Annotated in this window: 10 protein-coding genes; 1 reads left to right on the top strand and 9 read right to left on the bottom strand. The window is 69.9% G+C overall.

Annotated features, from left to right (window positions below; all coding sequences use genetic code 11):
• Window positions 1-35 precede the first annotated feature (35 nt).
• The 3 genes from trhA to OHN74_RS41735 all read right to left on the bottom strand — a co-directional run bounded on the left by trhA (window position 36) and on the right by OHN74_RS41735 (window position 2,328).
• Window positions 36-839 (bottom strand): PAQR family membrane homeostasis protein TrhA, encoded by an 804-nt coding sequence (gene trhA, locus OHN74_RS41745; RefSeq protein ID WP_327699775.1) that lies wholly within the window; start codon window positions 837-839, stop codon window positions 36-38.
• A 55-nt stretch (window positions 840-894) separates the two neighbouring features.
• The gene (locus tag OHN74_RS41740) at window positions 895-1,227 is read right to left on the bottom strand and encodes a helix-turn-helix domain-containing protein (RefSeq protein WP_327699774.1); all 333 of its coding nucleotides are present in this window, start codon (window positions 1,225-1,227) and stop codon (window positions 895-897) included.
• 627 nt (window positions 1,228-1,854) lie between these two features.
• On the bottom strand, window positions 1,855-2,328 hold the full coding sequence (locus OHN74_RS41735; protein ID WP_327699773.1) for an ATP-binding protein: 474 nt from the start codon (window positions 2,326-2,328) through the stop codon (window positions 1,855-1,857).
• 225 nt (window positions 2,329-2,553) lie between these two features.
• Here OHN74_RS41735 and OHN74_RS41730 point away from each other — a divergent pair, with 225 nt between their 5' ends.
• Complete coding sequence (locus OHN74_RS41730) at window positions 2,554-3,729, top strand: serine hydrolase domain-containing protein (RefSeq protein WP_327699772.1); 1,176 nt, start codon at window positions 2,554-2,556, stop codon at window positions 3,727-3,729.
• Window positions 3,730-3,901: 172 nt separating this feature from the next.
• On the opposite strand, the gene OHN74_RS41725 is transcribed toward OHN74_RS41730, so the two are convergent.
• The 6 genes from OHN74_RS41725 to OHN74_RS41700 all read right to left on the bottom strand — a co-directional run bounded on the left by OHN74_RS41725 (window position 3,902) and on the right by OHN74_RS41700 (window position 13,838).
• Window positions 3,902-4,885, bottom strand: a complete 984-nt coding sequence (locus OHN74_RS41725; protein WP_327699771.1) for a phosphotransferase family protein — start codon at window positions 4,883-4,885, stop codon at window positions 3,902-3,904.
• A gap of 162 nt (window positions 4,886-5,047) precedes the next feature.
• The gene (locus OHN74_RS41720; protein WP_327699770.1) at window positions 5,048-6,175 is read right to left on the bottom strand and encodes a hypothetical protein; all 1,128 of its coding nucleotides are present in this window, start codon (window positions 6,173-6,175) and stop codon (window positions 5,048-5,050) included.
• Window positions 6,176-6,598: 423 nt separating this feature from the next.
• Complete coding sequence (locus OHN74_RS41715) at window positions 6,599-8,542, bottom strand: alpha-L-fucosidase (protein ID WP_327699769.1); 1,944 nt, start codon at window positions 8,540-8,542, stop codon at window positions 6,599-6,601.
• Window positions 8,543-8,769: 227 nt separating this feature from the next.
• The gene (locus tag OHN74_RS41710; RefSeq protein ID WP_327699768.1) at window positions 8,770-11,226 is read right to left on the bottom strand and encodes a SpoIIE family protein phosphatase; all 2,457 of its coding nucleotides are present in this window, start codon (window positions 11,224-11,226) and stop codon (window positions 8,770-8,772) included.
• Window positions 11,227-11,495: 269 nt separating this feature from the next.
• Complete coding sequence (locus tag OHN74_RS41705) at window positions 11,496-12,233, bottom strand: VOC family protein (RefSeq protein ID WP_327699767.1); 738 nt, start codon at window positions 12,231-12,233, stop codon at window positions 11,496-11,498.
• Window positions 12,234-12,365: 132 nt separating this feature from the next.
• On the bottom strand, window positions 12,366-13,838 hold the full coding sequence (locus OHN74_RS41700; RefSeq protein WP_327699766.1) for a GH1 family beta-glucosidase: 1,473 nt from the start codon (window positions 13,836-13,838) through the stop codon (window positions 12,366-12,368).
• Window positions 13,839-13,848: the final 10 nt, after the last annotated feature.

The raw sequence follows: 13,848 nt of genomic DNA, 5'->3' as shown, positions 1-13,848 counted from the left end.
CCCGAGTCCCACCCTTCGGCGTGCCCCGAACGCGGTCATGTGGCTGCGAGGAGGATGGCGGTGTAGTGCGCGGTGAAGGCGGCGATGGTCAGGGCGTGGAAGACCTCGTGGAAGCCGAACCAGGCCGGTGAGGGGTCGGGGCGCTTGAGTCCGTAGACGACGGCGCCGGCGGTGTAGAGCAGACCGCCGGCGACGACGAGTACGACGACCGCGGTGCCGCCGGCGCGGGCGAAGTCGGGCAGGTTGAAGACGGCCACCCACCCCAGCGCGATGTAGCACGGGGTGTACAGCCACCGGGGAGCCCCGATCCACAGGATGCGGAAGGCGATGCCGGCCAGGGCTCCCGCCCACACCACGGTCAGCAGCACCAGTTGTCGGCGCGCGGGCAGCAGCAGGACCGCCAGCGGGGTGTAGGTACCGGCGATGATCAGGAAGATGTTCGCGTGGTCCATCCGCCGCAGGACCGCTTCTCCACGCGGTCCCCACGTTCCGCGGTGGTACACCGCGCTGGTGCCGAACAGCAGGCAGGCCGACACCGCGTACACCGAGCAGGCTGCCACTGCCGCCGCCGAGCGGGAGACAACGATCAGGACGATGCCGCCGACCAGCGCGAGCGGGAACACCCCGGCGTGCAGCCAGCCCCGCATCCTCGGCTTCAGCGCGGCAGCCGCCCGCTCCGCCACGCCTTCCAGGCCGGTGGCCGCCTCTCCGTCGGGCAGCCTGCGGGTTGCGCCGACAGGCGCGTCAACCGACGGCGTGCGCAGGGAGTCGGGTGTGGTTCCGGGGCCGGGCCGGGAGTCCCGGCCGGGGGCCGGCGGTTCGATGTCTTCGGCGATCATTCGCTCATCTTCTGGCATCGGCGGAGTCGGTCCGGCGCGTCTGCGCGGGCCGGGGTCAGACAGAGGCCGTGTGCCGGGATGCGGCGCGGCGGTGTTCTGCGTTGATGCGCTGGGCTTCTTCGAGCTGGTCCTCGAGGATGATGATCCGGCAGGCGGCCTCGATGGGGGTCCCCTGGTCGACGAGTTCCCGGGCCCGGGCGGCGATCCGCAGCTGGTAGCGGGAGTAGCGGCGGTGGCCGCCCTCGGAGCGCAGCGGGGTGATGAGACGGGCTTCGCCGATGGCGCGGAGGAAACCCTGGGTGGTGCCGAGCATCTCGGCGGCCCGGCCCATGGTGTAGGCGGGGTAGTCATCGTCGTCCATGCGGCTGTACGAATCCTCTGCTGTCACGTACACCTCTCTGTCGAACACGTGGAGGGGCCCTGGCGCCGAACGGCGCCAGGGCCCGAAGGAACTGCTACACCATCTGCCGGCCCTCGTACTGTGCCGGCCTTCTGCCTCCGCAGACCCGACCGAACTGCTGTCGGGGATACGGGGATCGCGGTTGCTCGACCGGAGACCACCTCGCTATCGATGTCCTGCGGTACCCGGGTTCAAGGCTTGCGCCCGGGCGATCCTGATGGCGGTCGGCTCCTCCGTTCTTTCCCTTGAAGATCAACTGCTTGCCGAACGAGGGGACTGCGTACTGCTGGGTACTACGAACTGCACCTACAGGTACTGCCACTGCGGTACCGCTCACGGCGGCCCCTGCTCACTGCGGGCCACCCGGTCCGGTCGTCAGCCCCGTCGCCGTCCTGCGACAACCCTGGCTTCGGAACTCCACCACCGCACCGTCCTGCGAACTGCAACTGCACTGATACCACCCGCCAGTTCATGTCTGCCGGGCCTTGCTGTCTCTCTGGGCTACGAGAGAAACCATAGCCAGACCACCGACCGATGTCTACTCTCGTCAACATAGATTTTCGCGTGTGGATGCCGAGATATGGCCGCGAGCGGCACTGGAGGTGTGTCCCCGAGTCAGGCCCGGGGAGAGCGTGGCTCCTCACCGCTTTCGGACAGGGCGATGCGAGCGGTGATGCGCTTGCCGACCGGCTCCTGCTCGATGAAGAGGTCCGCGGTCACGGCGTTGACGATCTCCAGACCGTGCTGGCCGATTCTGCCGGGATCGGCCGCCCTGGCCGCGGGAACGCTGGGCTCGCTGTCCCACACGACCACGTCCACAGCGCAGGCGTTGATCCGCAGCTCCAGCAGGACGGGGCCCGGAGCGTACTTGCGGGCGTTGGTGACCAGCTCGCTGACCACCAACTGGACGACATCCCGGACGCGTTCGGGCACGGGCAGGTGATGGTCGGCGCGTGCCCGGTCGAGAAAGGCAACGGCATGGTGGCGGGCGTCGGCGATACAGCCGTCATCCCCGCCCAGGGCGTAGCCGGCGCGCATCAGGTACGCGTTCGGCGCCGTACAGGCGTCACCGCCGGCATGACATCCCACGTGTCCGCCCTCACTCCCCCCGTTCACGCATGCCAGTACCCGCGACGGCGTCATACATGCCACCAGGCATGTCGGCCGCCGGCCTGGGCGGACGACGCACCGCCGCAGCCGTACGGACGGCAACGCAAACGATCCGCTCGGCCGTATGCAGCAGCGACACAGGCAACCGGGCGCCACGCGGCCGATGCTGGGCGTACCCCTCCCCAGCCCGCCCGAGGAGTTCCCATGCCGCTGCCCCGTCTCCCCCACCTGCGTCTGCCGGTCAGCGCTGTACTGGCCGGCGCCTGTCTTGCCGCCCTGGTGTCCGCACCCGCCGAAGCGGACATGCCCGGCTCCGCCACGGACCGCGCACTGCAGAGCCAGCTCGAACAACTGGTCCGCGCTCCGGGTGGCCCGCCCGGCATCATCGCCGTGCTCCAGCGAGGGGAGTCACGCCGGATCCTGCGGGCCGGAGTCGCCGACCTCGAAACCGGTAGGCCGATCGAACCGACCGACCACATGCGTATCGCCAGTACGGCGAAGGCGTTCAGCGGCGCCGTGGCACTCCGCCTCGTCGACCGGGGCACGCTCGGACTCGATGACACCATCGGCCGACGGCTGCCCGCGCTCCCACAGGCCTGGCACGCGGTGACGTTGCGCGAGCTCCTGACCCACACCAGCGGCCTGCCGGACTTCAGCCGCAGTCCGGACTTCCTCAGGCTTCTCCTGGCCGATCCGCACCATCGCTTCGACTCCCGGCGGCTGCTCGACTTCGTGGCCGGCGAGCCGCTGCTGTTCCGCCCCGGTTCGCGGTACCAGTACTCCAACTCGGACAACATCGCCGTGGCCCTGATGGCCGAGGCGGCGGCCAGGAAGCGCTACGAGGAGCTGCTGCGGCAGTTGGTGTACCGTCCGCTCGGCCTGCACGACACGAGTCTCCCCCAGGGCTTCGAGCTGCCGGAGCCCTACATGCGCGGGTACGACGTCCCCATCCAGCCGCCGACCGATCCGGAGGACGTCAGCGAGCTGGTCGGCGCCTCGGGGGTATGGGCGTCGGGCGGAATCGTCTCCACTCCGAAGGACATGACCGGGTTCATCCGCGGTTACGCGGGCGGCACTCTGATCTCCCGGGCGACACTGCGCGAGCAGCGCCGCTGGGTCGACGGCGCCTCGGAACCGGCGGGCCCGGGCCGGAACGAGGCAGGGGCGGCGATCTTCCGCTACACGACGAGATGCGGAGTGGTGCTCGGCCACACCGGCAACACTCCCGGCTACACCCAGTTGATCGCCGCGACACCGGACGGCGAGCGGTCGCTGACCTTGTCGCTCACCACACAGGTGAACGAGTCGACGAAGCCTCAGCTCCTCGCGAAGCTGCGCGAGGTCGAGGAGAACTTCGTGTGCGCGCTGCTCCGGAAGTGACGACTGTTCGACGTCGACGTCGCCAGGCCGACGGCCTGCTCCGCCCGAGACCCGTGCGGAACAGGCCGTCCGGTCAGTCGGCCGGACGCGCGTTTCTCACCCGGCGGCTCTTCTGCCCATCGCGCGGAACTCCTGTTCGTAGGCGTTCACTTCAGCTGTGGTGGTTGATGGTTCAGCCATAGCGTTCGAAGAGGGATTCGATGTATCCCTCCAACCGTCGAGTCAGGACAGTGGCTGTCAGATCGACGCGGCCCAGTTCACGCCAGGGGACAGCAATCTTTTCCGCGTCCGGAGCGAACCCCAGCGCGTCCAGCAGCCGCCAGTGGAGATGTGCGGTGTCGTCGTCGGTCAGGGTTCCGCCCGCGTCGACATAGCGATCGGCGAAGCGCATGCCTGCGGGAATCCCGTGCAGCAGGGCGAGGGCCGTCGAGCAATGAGCCACGTCCAGGTCGGCCGGCCCCCAGGAGGTCTCCACCCAGTCGACGACACCACTGACCCGGAGATCATCGTCGCTGCCTGTGAAGAGGACGTTGCCGGGATGGAAGTCCCGGTGCAGGAAGCAACCCTCGTAGCCCGGGGGGTCCCGGCGGATGACGTCGACAGCCCGCTGCCAGAGGTCGGGCCGCTCGGTGGCCACGGGCGGATTCACTCGTTCGGGAGAGGCCCAGGCCTGGTAGGCGCGAGGCCGTTGCTGCGCGGTCACCGGCAGCTGATGGATACGCACCAACTGGCGGGCCAGCAGGTCTGCGCGGTCATCAGCTCCCTGATCGCTCAGGCGCACAGTCCCCGGCAGCAGGGACATCAGCAAGGAGGGGTGATCGCAGTACTGCGCCGTCGCGTCCACCGCCACGAAGCCGGCCGCGGGCACATCCGTGTCACCGAGCAGGCGCAGGACAGTCGCCTCGCGGCCCAGCAGACCTTCCGAATGCCGAACGAAGAAAGGCTTGACGAAGGACCGCAGGACGAGTGAGCGCCGACCATCCGGACCGCGGAGGTCCAGGCGCCGCATCTCCGACGTCCAGCCGCCGCGCAGCCGCACCACCTTTTCGATGCGCTCCGCCTCGGACAGCCCCTTCTCCACCCAGGACCGCGTGGCATCCCAGCCCTGACTGCCGAGATCCGCTCCGACGTCCTCGCTCCCCGCACGCGCACCCATGGGGGCAGACTATCCGTCTCCCCGTGAACGCATCAGATGAACCGAGGTCGCCGGCAACGCAGTTGAGAAGCGGCGAGGGGAAAGGGGCGTCACCAACGGGCGGCCGGTTCACCGGGGTAGCGGTCGGGAACTCGCGGACGCGTACACCGCCCCGGTCCGCTGTCACCCACGCGCCTCGTAACGCTGCCACTCGCTTCCGCCGTCGCGAGAGATCCACAGCCCTTCGCCGTTCACCAGGTCGTACGTCGATGTCGTCGCGTCCACGATGCCGTAGAGGGTCGTTCCGTCGACGGTGAACGATGTGAACCTCGCCGGTGTCTTCAGCTCGCGGAAGGCGCTGTTGGTGCGGTCGTCGGCGAGCCAGAAACGGCCGCCTTCCTCGCCGACGAGCAGCCGCCCGTCCGTGAGCAGTTCCAGGACCAGTGCCTCCGGGCCGTTTTTCAGGTCCTTCCAGGCGATGCCGCCGGCCAGCACCGTCCGCCAGTGCGCGCCGTCGTCCGTCGTCATCAACAGGCCTCGCACACTCTCGTCCTGGATGAGGGAGAGTGCCGCTGTGCCACCCCGTGCGGCAAGGGCGCCTCCCGTGTACGGCTTGGGAACGGCCACGGAACCGAGGGTGCGGGCGTCGCGCTGCCATACGACGCGGTGGGGCTTTTCGGTCAGGGGCTGGTCCAGGCTCCAGGCCGTGCCCCGCTCGTCGACGGCGAGGCTGATGGCGTCGTCCGGCACTCCGGCCGGGGGCGCCACGGTGCGCGTGGCTGGGCGGTAGACGAGGGTCGGCTCCAGTTCGGTGAGGAGAATGTCGCCGGGGCGGGTGCTCGACGGGGTCTCGGTGAGGACTGCCTTGTGCCGCTTGCCGCGTACGTCGAGCGTCCACGCCGTCTCCTCCTGCGGCACCCGTACGAAGCCCTCACCCATCCCCTTGAACGCCGGCGGCACATCCTCCGCATTCGCGTGCTCCGCGTGCTCGGCGACCGTGCGGCCGTCGGGGCCGACGATGCGCCAGGCGGTGGCGGCCGGCCCCTCGTCGTCCTCGACGTTGTCGGCCTCGTACGTCAGCAGGAGCGAGCCGTCGCCCGCACGGGCCACTCCGTATGGTGCGCCGGCCATTTCGATGACATCGGCGGGGCGCGGGTGAGGATCTTCGATGACGCGCTGGTACTTCGCCTCGCGTCCCTCGGGCTCCCTGCCGCCGGAGCCGCCCGAGTTGCAGGCGGTCAACGCCAGCGCCATTGCCGTACTCGCCACGAGCCCGACCGCCCGCCCCCCGCGTTTCCTCAGCCATGCCATTGCTGCATCCTCACACGCGGCGACGGCCTTCCCTGACGGGACTGCGGCACTCCGGGGTGTGGCGAGGGGCCGTGGACTGCGCGCGTGCGCCGTACCGGCGGCCCCCAGCCCGGTCAGGAGGGCGGCCATCAGGGTGGTCACCGCGGTGAGTACCGCTGTTCGCCTCCCGCGTCGCCACCACTGGACCCTGTGCACAGGACGCATGGCTGTCATCCGCATCTCCTTCACCGGGTGCGGCGCCGGTCCGCGGGAGGTGCCCCGAGGCGTGGCCGGCCGCGCCGGACCCGGGATGGCCGGTCGGCTGCGCGGAATGTGCGTGGTCAGCGGCCGGGGCGGCAGCCTCCGCTGCCGCCGCGAACATCGCTGACCGCCCCTGTCCGGGCGGTGGCCCGGCAGGCCCGGATGTGCGGGCCCGTCGATGGATCACACGGCGATGATCTGCCACTGCTGCCGGCTCGCCAGGCTGTACGTCTCCTGCTCGATGCGGGCGCCGTTGGTGGTGGAGGCGTCTTCGACATTGAGCGCCAGTCCGCTGAGCCGGTTGGTGAGGTAGTGGTAGCCGTCACCGGTGGGCGTCACGGCCCAGTGCTGCTGGAAGACGCTGTCGTCCGACCAGATGCCCACCTTGCCGCCGTCGACGCGCGAGAGGCCGGCCACTTCCATGAGCTTTCCGCTGCTGACGCTCCTGATCTTGTAGTAGCCGTCGCCGGTGGAGACGAAGGTCCACTTCTGGTTGGCCTGGTTCAGCCAGGGCCACTGGAGGATCTCTGTGCCGTTGTCGGTCCCGTTCCCGCTCACGTCAGCCACCCGGCCGCTGTTGCGGTTGACCAGGCGGTAGACGGTTCCGTCACCGGGCAGGACACGCGACACCAGGGCCGGCTTCGCTGCCCTGCCGCCTGTCCGGACGGCGCCCACGTTGACGTAACCACCGGTGGCGGCGGTGGCCTGTACCCGCACGAACCCAACGTTCCTGGCGCTCCACTCGGCCACCTTGGTGACATGGTCGGCGGCCCAGGAACCGGTGGCGACCTGGGTGAAGGTCGTACCGTCGGTGCTGGTGGAGATGGTGTACGAAGTGATGTCCCCGTCGGTGGAGTCGTTGCGGTTCCACTGCTTGGGCAGGTACTCCAGGGTGGATACGTCGCTCCACACACCGCCCAGGTCGATCGTGATCGTGTGCGGCAGGGACGGGGACAGTCCCCATGTCGACCAGCAGGTCTCGAAGCCCTTGTCGCTCAGCCCGTCGATCGCGTTCATCGGGCCCTCACCGGTGTGGAATCCGGTCGCGTAGGCGCTGACGGGTGTCACGGGGTGCTCGGCGCGTGGCATCTGCGTCGGCAGGGGCGCCCTGGAGGTGTTGGGGCTCCATGCCGCCCCGACCTCGGCGAGCCGGTTGACGACGTTGTTGTCCAGCAGGCCGTTGCGGTTGGGCGGGCAGTTGAGGATGAACGAGGTGTACTTCGGTTCCAGGTCCGACAGATGGGCCAGGATCGACGCCTTGCTCATGAGGCTTTCGGACGGAGTGGACGGATGCCAGAACCATCCGTTGCTGATCGTCTGACCCTGCATGGAGGCGAAGGTGTTTCCGGTGGGCGAGGTGACGCCCAGCGGCTCCTCGAAGTAGATCGCGTCGCCGAGGAACGGTACGGACAGCCCACCATGGTCGATCATGACGATGTCCGGCTGGAGCGACTTCACGTGTTCGCGGATCCGCTGGTAGGAGACGGCCTGCTGGCCCATCTGCCACGCGTAGCCATCGGTGATGAACATGTCGATGGCGCCGTAGCCGGTCAGCAGTTCGGTGATCTGGTTCAGCATGTAGGTGAGGTCACCGGGTTGGATCACCTGGTCGGCGGCGACGCCGTGCCGGCTGTCGTACCCCTGCACGCTGTAGGTGCGGTCCCAGATCGAGTAGTACAGGCCCACTTTCAGGCCCTTGGCCCGGAACGCCTCGACATACTCGGCGACGACGTCCTGCTTGTGGGAGCTGTTGGCGACGTTGTAGTTGTTGTACGCGGTCGGCCACAGGCAGAAGCCGTCGTGGTGCTTGGTCGTCAGCACGCCGTAGCTCATCTTCGCCGCCGCGGCGGCCGCCGCCCACTGGGCACAGTCCACCGCCGTAGGCGCGAACAGGGCGGGGTTCTGATTCGGGGCCGCCCACTCCTCGTTGGTGAACGTGCCCATGTTGAAGTGGTTGAACATGCCGAACCGCATGTTCACCATGTTGCTCAGATTGGTCTGGGCATCGGCGGCCGCCGCCTCGGACACCAGATCCGAGAAGGCGGGGACGACGGGCAGCACCGTCGCGGCGGCAGCGGCGCCGGCCGCCCCAAGTACCGTACGGCGGGACAGGCTTCCTGACGACATGCGGTGACTCCCATTCCTGCGGCCCCAACACGGAGAAGACCCACGAGTGCCATGGCACTCGTGGGGTCTCAGGCGCGAGATGTTACGCATGAAGTTCAACCATGTGACACCAGCATGTCAACGGTTTAAGTGGATGAAAAGCCGATAACGCAAAGCGAGTTGACCGCTATGTGGGGTAAAGCGTCATTACCGCAGCGGTAAACATCGCATGTTTGTCTGCGCGGACGTCAGCGGTCGCGGTCCCGTGCATCCTCGTCCGGCAGGGACTGCTCGGCCCAGATCGTTTTGCCGGCGGTCGTCTGGCGGCTGCCCCAGCGCTCCGCGATCTGAGCGACGAGCAGCAGTCCGCGACCGCCCTCGTCGAAGGTGCGGGCCCGCCGCAGATGCGGGGCGGTGCTGCTGCAGTCGGAGACCTCGCAGATGAGCGCATCGGCCCGGATGAGTCGCAGTTGGATGGGGCCGTCCCCGTAACGGATGGCGTTGGTGACCAGCTCGCTGACGATCAGCTCGGTGGCGAACTCGAGTTCGACCAGCCCCCAGTCGGCCAGTTGTCGGCCCGCCATACGACGGGCCCCGGCGACGGCCGCGGGGTCCATGGGCAACTGCCACGTGCGCACCTGGTCCGCGCCGAGCGCAGAGGTGCGCGCCAGGAGCAGGACGATGTCGTCGGCAGGGGGATCGGCCTGTACCTTGCGGAGCACCTCGTCGCAGACTTCCTCCAGGCCGGCGGCGGGCCGGCGCAGCGCCTCACCGAGCAGGTTCAGCCCGACGTCGATGTCACGGCCCGGGGCCTCGATCAGTCCGTCGGTGTAGAGGGCGAGCAGACTGCCCTCGCCCATGTCGATCCGCACGGACTCGAAGGGCAGTCCGCCCAGGCCGAGCGGTGGCCCGGCCGGCAGGTCCAGCACCTGCGCACGGCCGTCGGAGGTCACCAGGACAGGTGGCGGGTGCCCGGCCCGCGCCAGGTCGCAGCAGCCGGTGACGGGGTCGTAGACGGCGTAGAGGCAGGTGGCACCGACCTCGCCCGAGGCCCGCTCCGTCTGTCGCCGCGCATCCGGGCCCTCCTCCCGGTCGAGGCGGATCACCAGGTCGTCCAGCCGGGTGAGCAGTTCGTCGGGGGCGAAATCGGCGTCGGCGAGGGTCCGTACCGCCGAGCGCAGACGGCCCATCGTGGCCGAGGCGTGCACACCGTGGCCCACCACGTCGCCCACCACCAGCGCGACCCGTCCCCCGGACAGTGAGATCACGTCGAACCAGTCCCCGCCGATCTCGTCCCCCGGGCCGGCGGGAAGGTACCGGTAGGCGAGGTCGACCGCGTCCAGCTCCGGCAGCCGCTCGGGCAGCAGGCTGCGCTGCAGCGCGAGCGCGGTCCGGCGCTCACGGGTGTAGCGGCGGGCGTTGTCGATGCTCACCGCCGCCCTGGCGGCGATCTCCTCGGCGAGCACGAGATCGTCCGGACCGAAGGTGTCCGGGGTCCGGTGCCGCATGAGGTGCATGACACCGAGGGTGATCCCCCGCGCGCGCAGCGGCACCATCATCACCGAGTGGATCTTGAACCGCCTCATGCTCTCGGCACGGGCCGCGGAGGCCGTCGACCATGTGCGCAGCAGCGGGTCCCCGGCACGGTAGTAGGTGCCACGGCCGGTGATCAGCGCCTCGGCCGGTGGTGAGCCGGGAGGGTAGACGTCGGTACTGCCCGCGGACACCACGGCTTCCGGGCACCCCGGAAGTACCGACCGCTGCGCGGTACGGCGGCAGACGACCGGTGTGGCGGGCGGTACCGGTTGCGGCTCGTGTCCCTGGGCGACCGATTCCAGCAGGTCGACGACGGCGAAGTCGGCGAATCCCGTCACGGCCACCTCCGCCAGTTCCTCGGCCGTCCAGGTCACATCGAGCGTGGCGCCGATGCGCACACTGGCGTCGTTCAGCACGGCCAGGCGGCGCCGGGCCAGGTACTGCTCGGTGATGTCGATCACCAGCGCCGACACCCCCAGCACCGCGCCCGCCGGGTCCTTCAGCGGGGAGAGGAACAGCGACCACGCGTGGTCGCGCACCTCGCCTGAGGCTCGGAAAGGCTGCTCCTCGCGGAAGATCGTCTCTCCGGTGCGCACCACCTGGTGCTGAAGGCGGTCGATCTCGTCCAGGGGCGGGGCGGGATAGATCTCCCACAACGTCCGTCCCCGCATCTCCTCCGTGCTCAGCCCCATGGCTTGGCTCATCACCTGGTTGCAGGTGACGAACCGCGCCTCACTGTCGTAGATGGCCACGGGCAGCGGGAGCTGCGCGAGCGTGAGATCCCACAACTCCGCCGCCCCGGCGTCCGTGGGCCCGGAGGGGTACGTCACCGCCGCCGGGGTGACGACCCAGTGCGTCCTGCCTCGCCCATCCGCCAACGGTGTGCCCCGGAGCTCCACGGTGACCCGGTCTCCGTGCCGACTGCGCAGCGCCAGTCTGCACGTCCACTGCTCCCTGGCGGCCAGCCGCCGCCGCATCGCCGAGGGCGGCTTCGCGGCGAGCAGGCCGACGGCGGGCCGGCCCACCACGTCCTCGGGCTCGTACCCGAGCAGACGCCCGGCTCCGGCGCTGCACGTCAGGACAGTGCCGCGGGCGTCGATGACGACCGCGAAGTCCTCGGGCGCTCCCGCGCCCGCTGCTCCCGTGGTCGTGTCGGGCTCGTTGTCCATGCGGTGTATCCCGACCTCGTACCTGCCGCGAACCGGCACGGCGCCGCGTCGCCCGTCAGGGGCGCTGCCTCCAGCATCCCGCCGCGGCACACGGCGCTCAACCCGGCCGCGTCCGGTAGGCGGTGCACCGCCTACCGGCGCTGTCGCGCCGGACCCGCGGCAGGGCGGGGCGGGAGGTGAGGCCGAGGCGGCGGACGGCTTCGACGGGGACGCCGTCATTGACGAGCTCGGCGGCGTGGGTGTGCCGTAGCAGGCGGGGAGGCTCCGGGTCAGGCCGGGGCGAGGACGCAGAACTCGTTGCCCTCCGGGTCGGCCAGAATCCTCCACGGGAAGTCACCCCGGCCTGCGTCGGCGCGCGTCGCGCCGAGGTCCTCGAGCCGGGCCACCTCCGCCGCCTGACCGTCGATGGGGTGGGGGACCAGGTCGAGATGGGCCCGGTGCCGCATGCCCTTCAGATGGGGCGTGCGGAGGAACTCCAGATACGGGCCGACACCCTTCGCGGATCTCAGCAGCGCATGCTCGTCGGTCACCTCGTGCAGGGTCCAGTCCATCGCCTCGTCCCAGAACCGTGCCATGGCCCGGGGGTCCGCGCAGTCGACGACCACCGCGGCGATCGGCCCGGTGTCCCGGTGGATCTCCCGGGGCTCCAGGACACAGAACACGTTGCCCTCCGGGTCGGCCAGAACCATGGACGGGAGGTCGCCCCGGCCCGCATCCGCCGGCGTCGCGCCGAGTTCCTTCAGGCGTGCGACCAACTCCGCGTGATGGGCCGCGGAGGTGGTGGCGAGTTCGATGTGCACACGGTATTCCACCGTCTCGGGGTCCGGGACTCGGATGACGTCGATCCCGACGGTGGCGGGGTCCGCCCAGACGAAACCCACGGGTTTGACGCTGGTCGCGCCGGGTTCCGCGCTGGACGCACTCCAGTCGAGCGCCTCCGCCCAGAACCGGCCCAGCGCCGAGTCGTCCCGGGCCTTGAAATTCACCTGAACAAGTTTCAGCGCCATGGCGCCGACCCTATAACCGGGGGTTGCACCGGCAGCCGAGGCCGCCCGGTTCGGACGGGCGGCCGGAAATGGCGTCCAGGCAGGCCTGGACGCCGGATCAGTGCTCCGCCGGGACCACTCCCGGCTGTGACGTCACACGCGATCCGCCCGGTTCGCGCCGTCACCGTCCGGCAGCGTGCCGGTACGGGCCACGTCGGCGTACCAGCGCGCGCTGGCCTTGGGGATGCGCTTGCCGGTCGGGTAGTCGACGTAGACGGCGCCGAAGCGCTTGCTGTAGCCGTAGCCCCACTCGAAGTTGTCCAGCAGGGACCACAGGAAGTAGCCGCGCACGTCGACGCCCGCCACGATCGCGCGCTGCACGGCCGACAAGTGGCCGTGCAGGTAGGCGATGCGTTCCGGGTCGGCCACCTCGCCCTCCGGGTTGACGTAGTCGTCGAACGCGGCCCCGTTCTCGGTGATCATCAATGGCATCGTGGGGAAGTCCGCCTTGAGACGCATCAACAGGTCGTACAGACCGCTCGGGTCGACCGCCCAGCCCATCGCGGTGGTGCTGCCCGGAGGACGGTGGAAGGCGACCTGGTCGGCGCCCGGCCAGGGAGTGTGCTCGCTGGCCCCATGGCCGTCGGAGCCGTGTCCGGCGTCGCCGGTGGCGGCCGAAACCAGTGTGGGCGAGTAGTAGTTGACGCCCAGGAAGTCCAGCGGCTGGTGGATCGTGGCGGTGTCGCCGTCTCGTACGAAGGACCAGTCGGTCAGGCCCGCCGTGTCCTGGAGGAGGTCTCGCGGGTACTCGCCCTCCAGCATGGGACCGGTGAAGACGCGGTTGGCCAGCGCGTCGATCCGGCGGGCCGCGTCGAGGTCGGCGGCGGCCTCGGTCAGCGCACGGACGTGGTGGATGTTGAGCGTGACGCCGGCCCGCGCGCGGGTGGGCAGTTCGGCGCGCAGCGCCTGAACCGCCTTGCCATGGGCGAGGTTGAGGTGGTGGGCCGCGCGCAGGGCCGCGACCGGGTCGGTGCGCCCGGGCGCGTGGACGCCCGAACCGTATCCGAGAAAGGCGCTGCACCAGGGCTCGTTGAGGGTGGTCCAGGTCTTCACCCGGTCCCCCAGCGCCCGGGCCGCCAGGGTCGCGTAGTCGGCGAACCGGTCGGCCGTGACACGCTCCGGCCAGCCGCCCGCGTCCTCCAACTCCTGCGGCAGGTCCCAGTGGTAGAGCGTGACGACCGGCTCGATGCCCTTCTCCAGCAGTGCGTCGGTCAGGGCGCGGTAGAAGTCGAGCCCCTTCTCGACGGCCGGGCCGCGTCCGGTCGGCTGCACACGCGGCCACGACAGGGAGAACCGGTAGGCGCTCACGCCGAGGTCGGCCATGATCTCGACGTCCTCGCGCCAGCGGTGGTAGTGGTCGGTGGCCACGTCACCGGTGTCGCCGTTGCGCACCATGCCGGGCGTGTGCGAGTAGGTGTCCCAGATCGAAGGGGTGCGGCCGTCCACGGCGGCGGCACCCTCGATCTGGTACGCGGCGGTCGCCGTGCCCCAGGTGAATCCCGGCGGGAAACCGGTGACGGTGGTGTGCTCCGGGGCGGGCGCGACGCGTCGGGCGATGGTGGTCACGTGGGTCCTT

Origin of the sequence: Streptomyces sp. NBC_00459, from assembly GCF_036013955.1 — a bacterium.
Classification (GTDB): Bacteria; Actinomycetota; Actinomycetes; order Streptomycetales; family Streptomycetaceae; genus Streptomyces.
The sequence above is the reverse complement of the archived record's forward strand: the minus strand, read 5'-3'. Positions and strand labels throughout refer to the sequence as shown.

Coding starts and splice junctions, on each gene's coding strand:
- trhA (WP_327699775.1), bottom strand. CDS start 839: ATGATCGCCGAAGACATCGAACCGCCGGCCCCCGGCCGGGACTCCCGG.
- OHN74_RS41730 (WP_327699772.1), top strand. CDS start 2,554: ATGCCGCTGCCCCGTCTCCCCCACCTGCGTCTGCCGGTCAGCGCTGTA.
- OHN74_RS41725 (WP_327699771.1), bottom strand. CDS start 4,885: ATGGGTGCGCGTGCGGGGAGCGAGGACGTCGGAGCGGATCTCGGCAGT.
- OHN74_RS41720 (WP_327699770.1), bottom strand. CDS start 6,175: ATGGCATGGCTGAGGAAACGCGGGGGGCGGGCGGTCGGGCTCGTGGCG.
- OHN74_RS41715 (WP_327699769.1), bottom strand. CDS start 8,542: ATGTCGTCAGGAAGCCTGTCCCGCCGTACGGTACTTGGGGCGGCCGGC.
- OHN74_RS41710 (WP_327699768.1), bottom strand. CDS start 11,226: ATGGACAACGAGCCCGACACGACCACGGGAGCAGCGGGCGCGGGAGCG.
- OHN74_RS41705 (WP_327699767.1), bottom strand. CDS start 12,233: ATGGCGCTGAAACTTGTTCAGGTGAATTTCAAGGCCCGGGACGACTCG.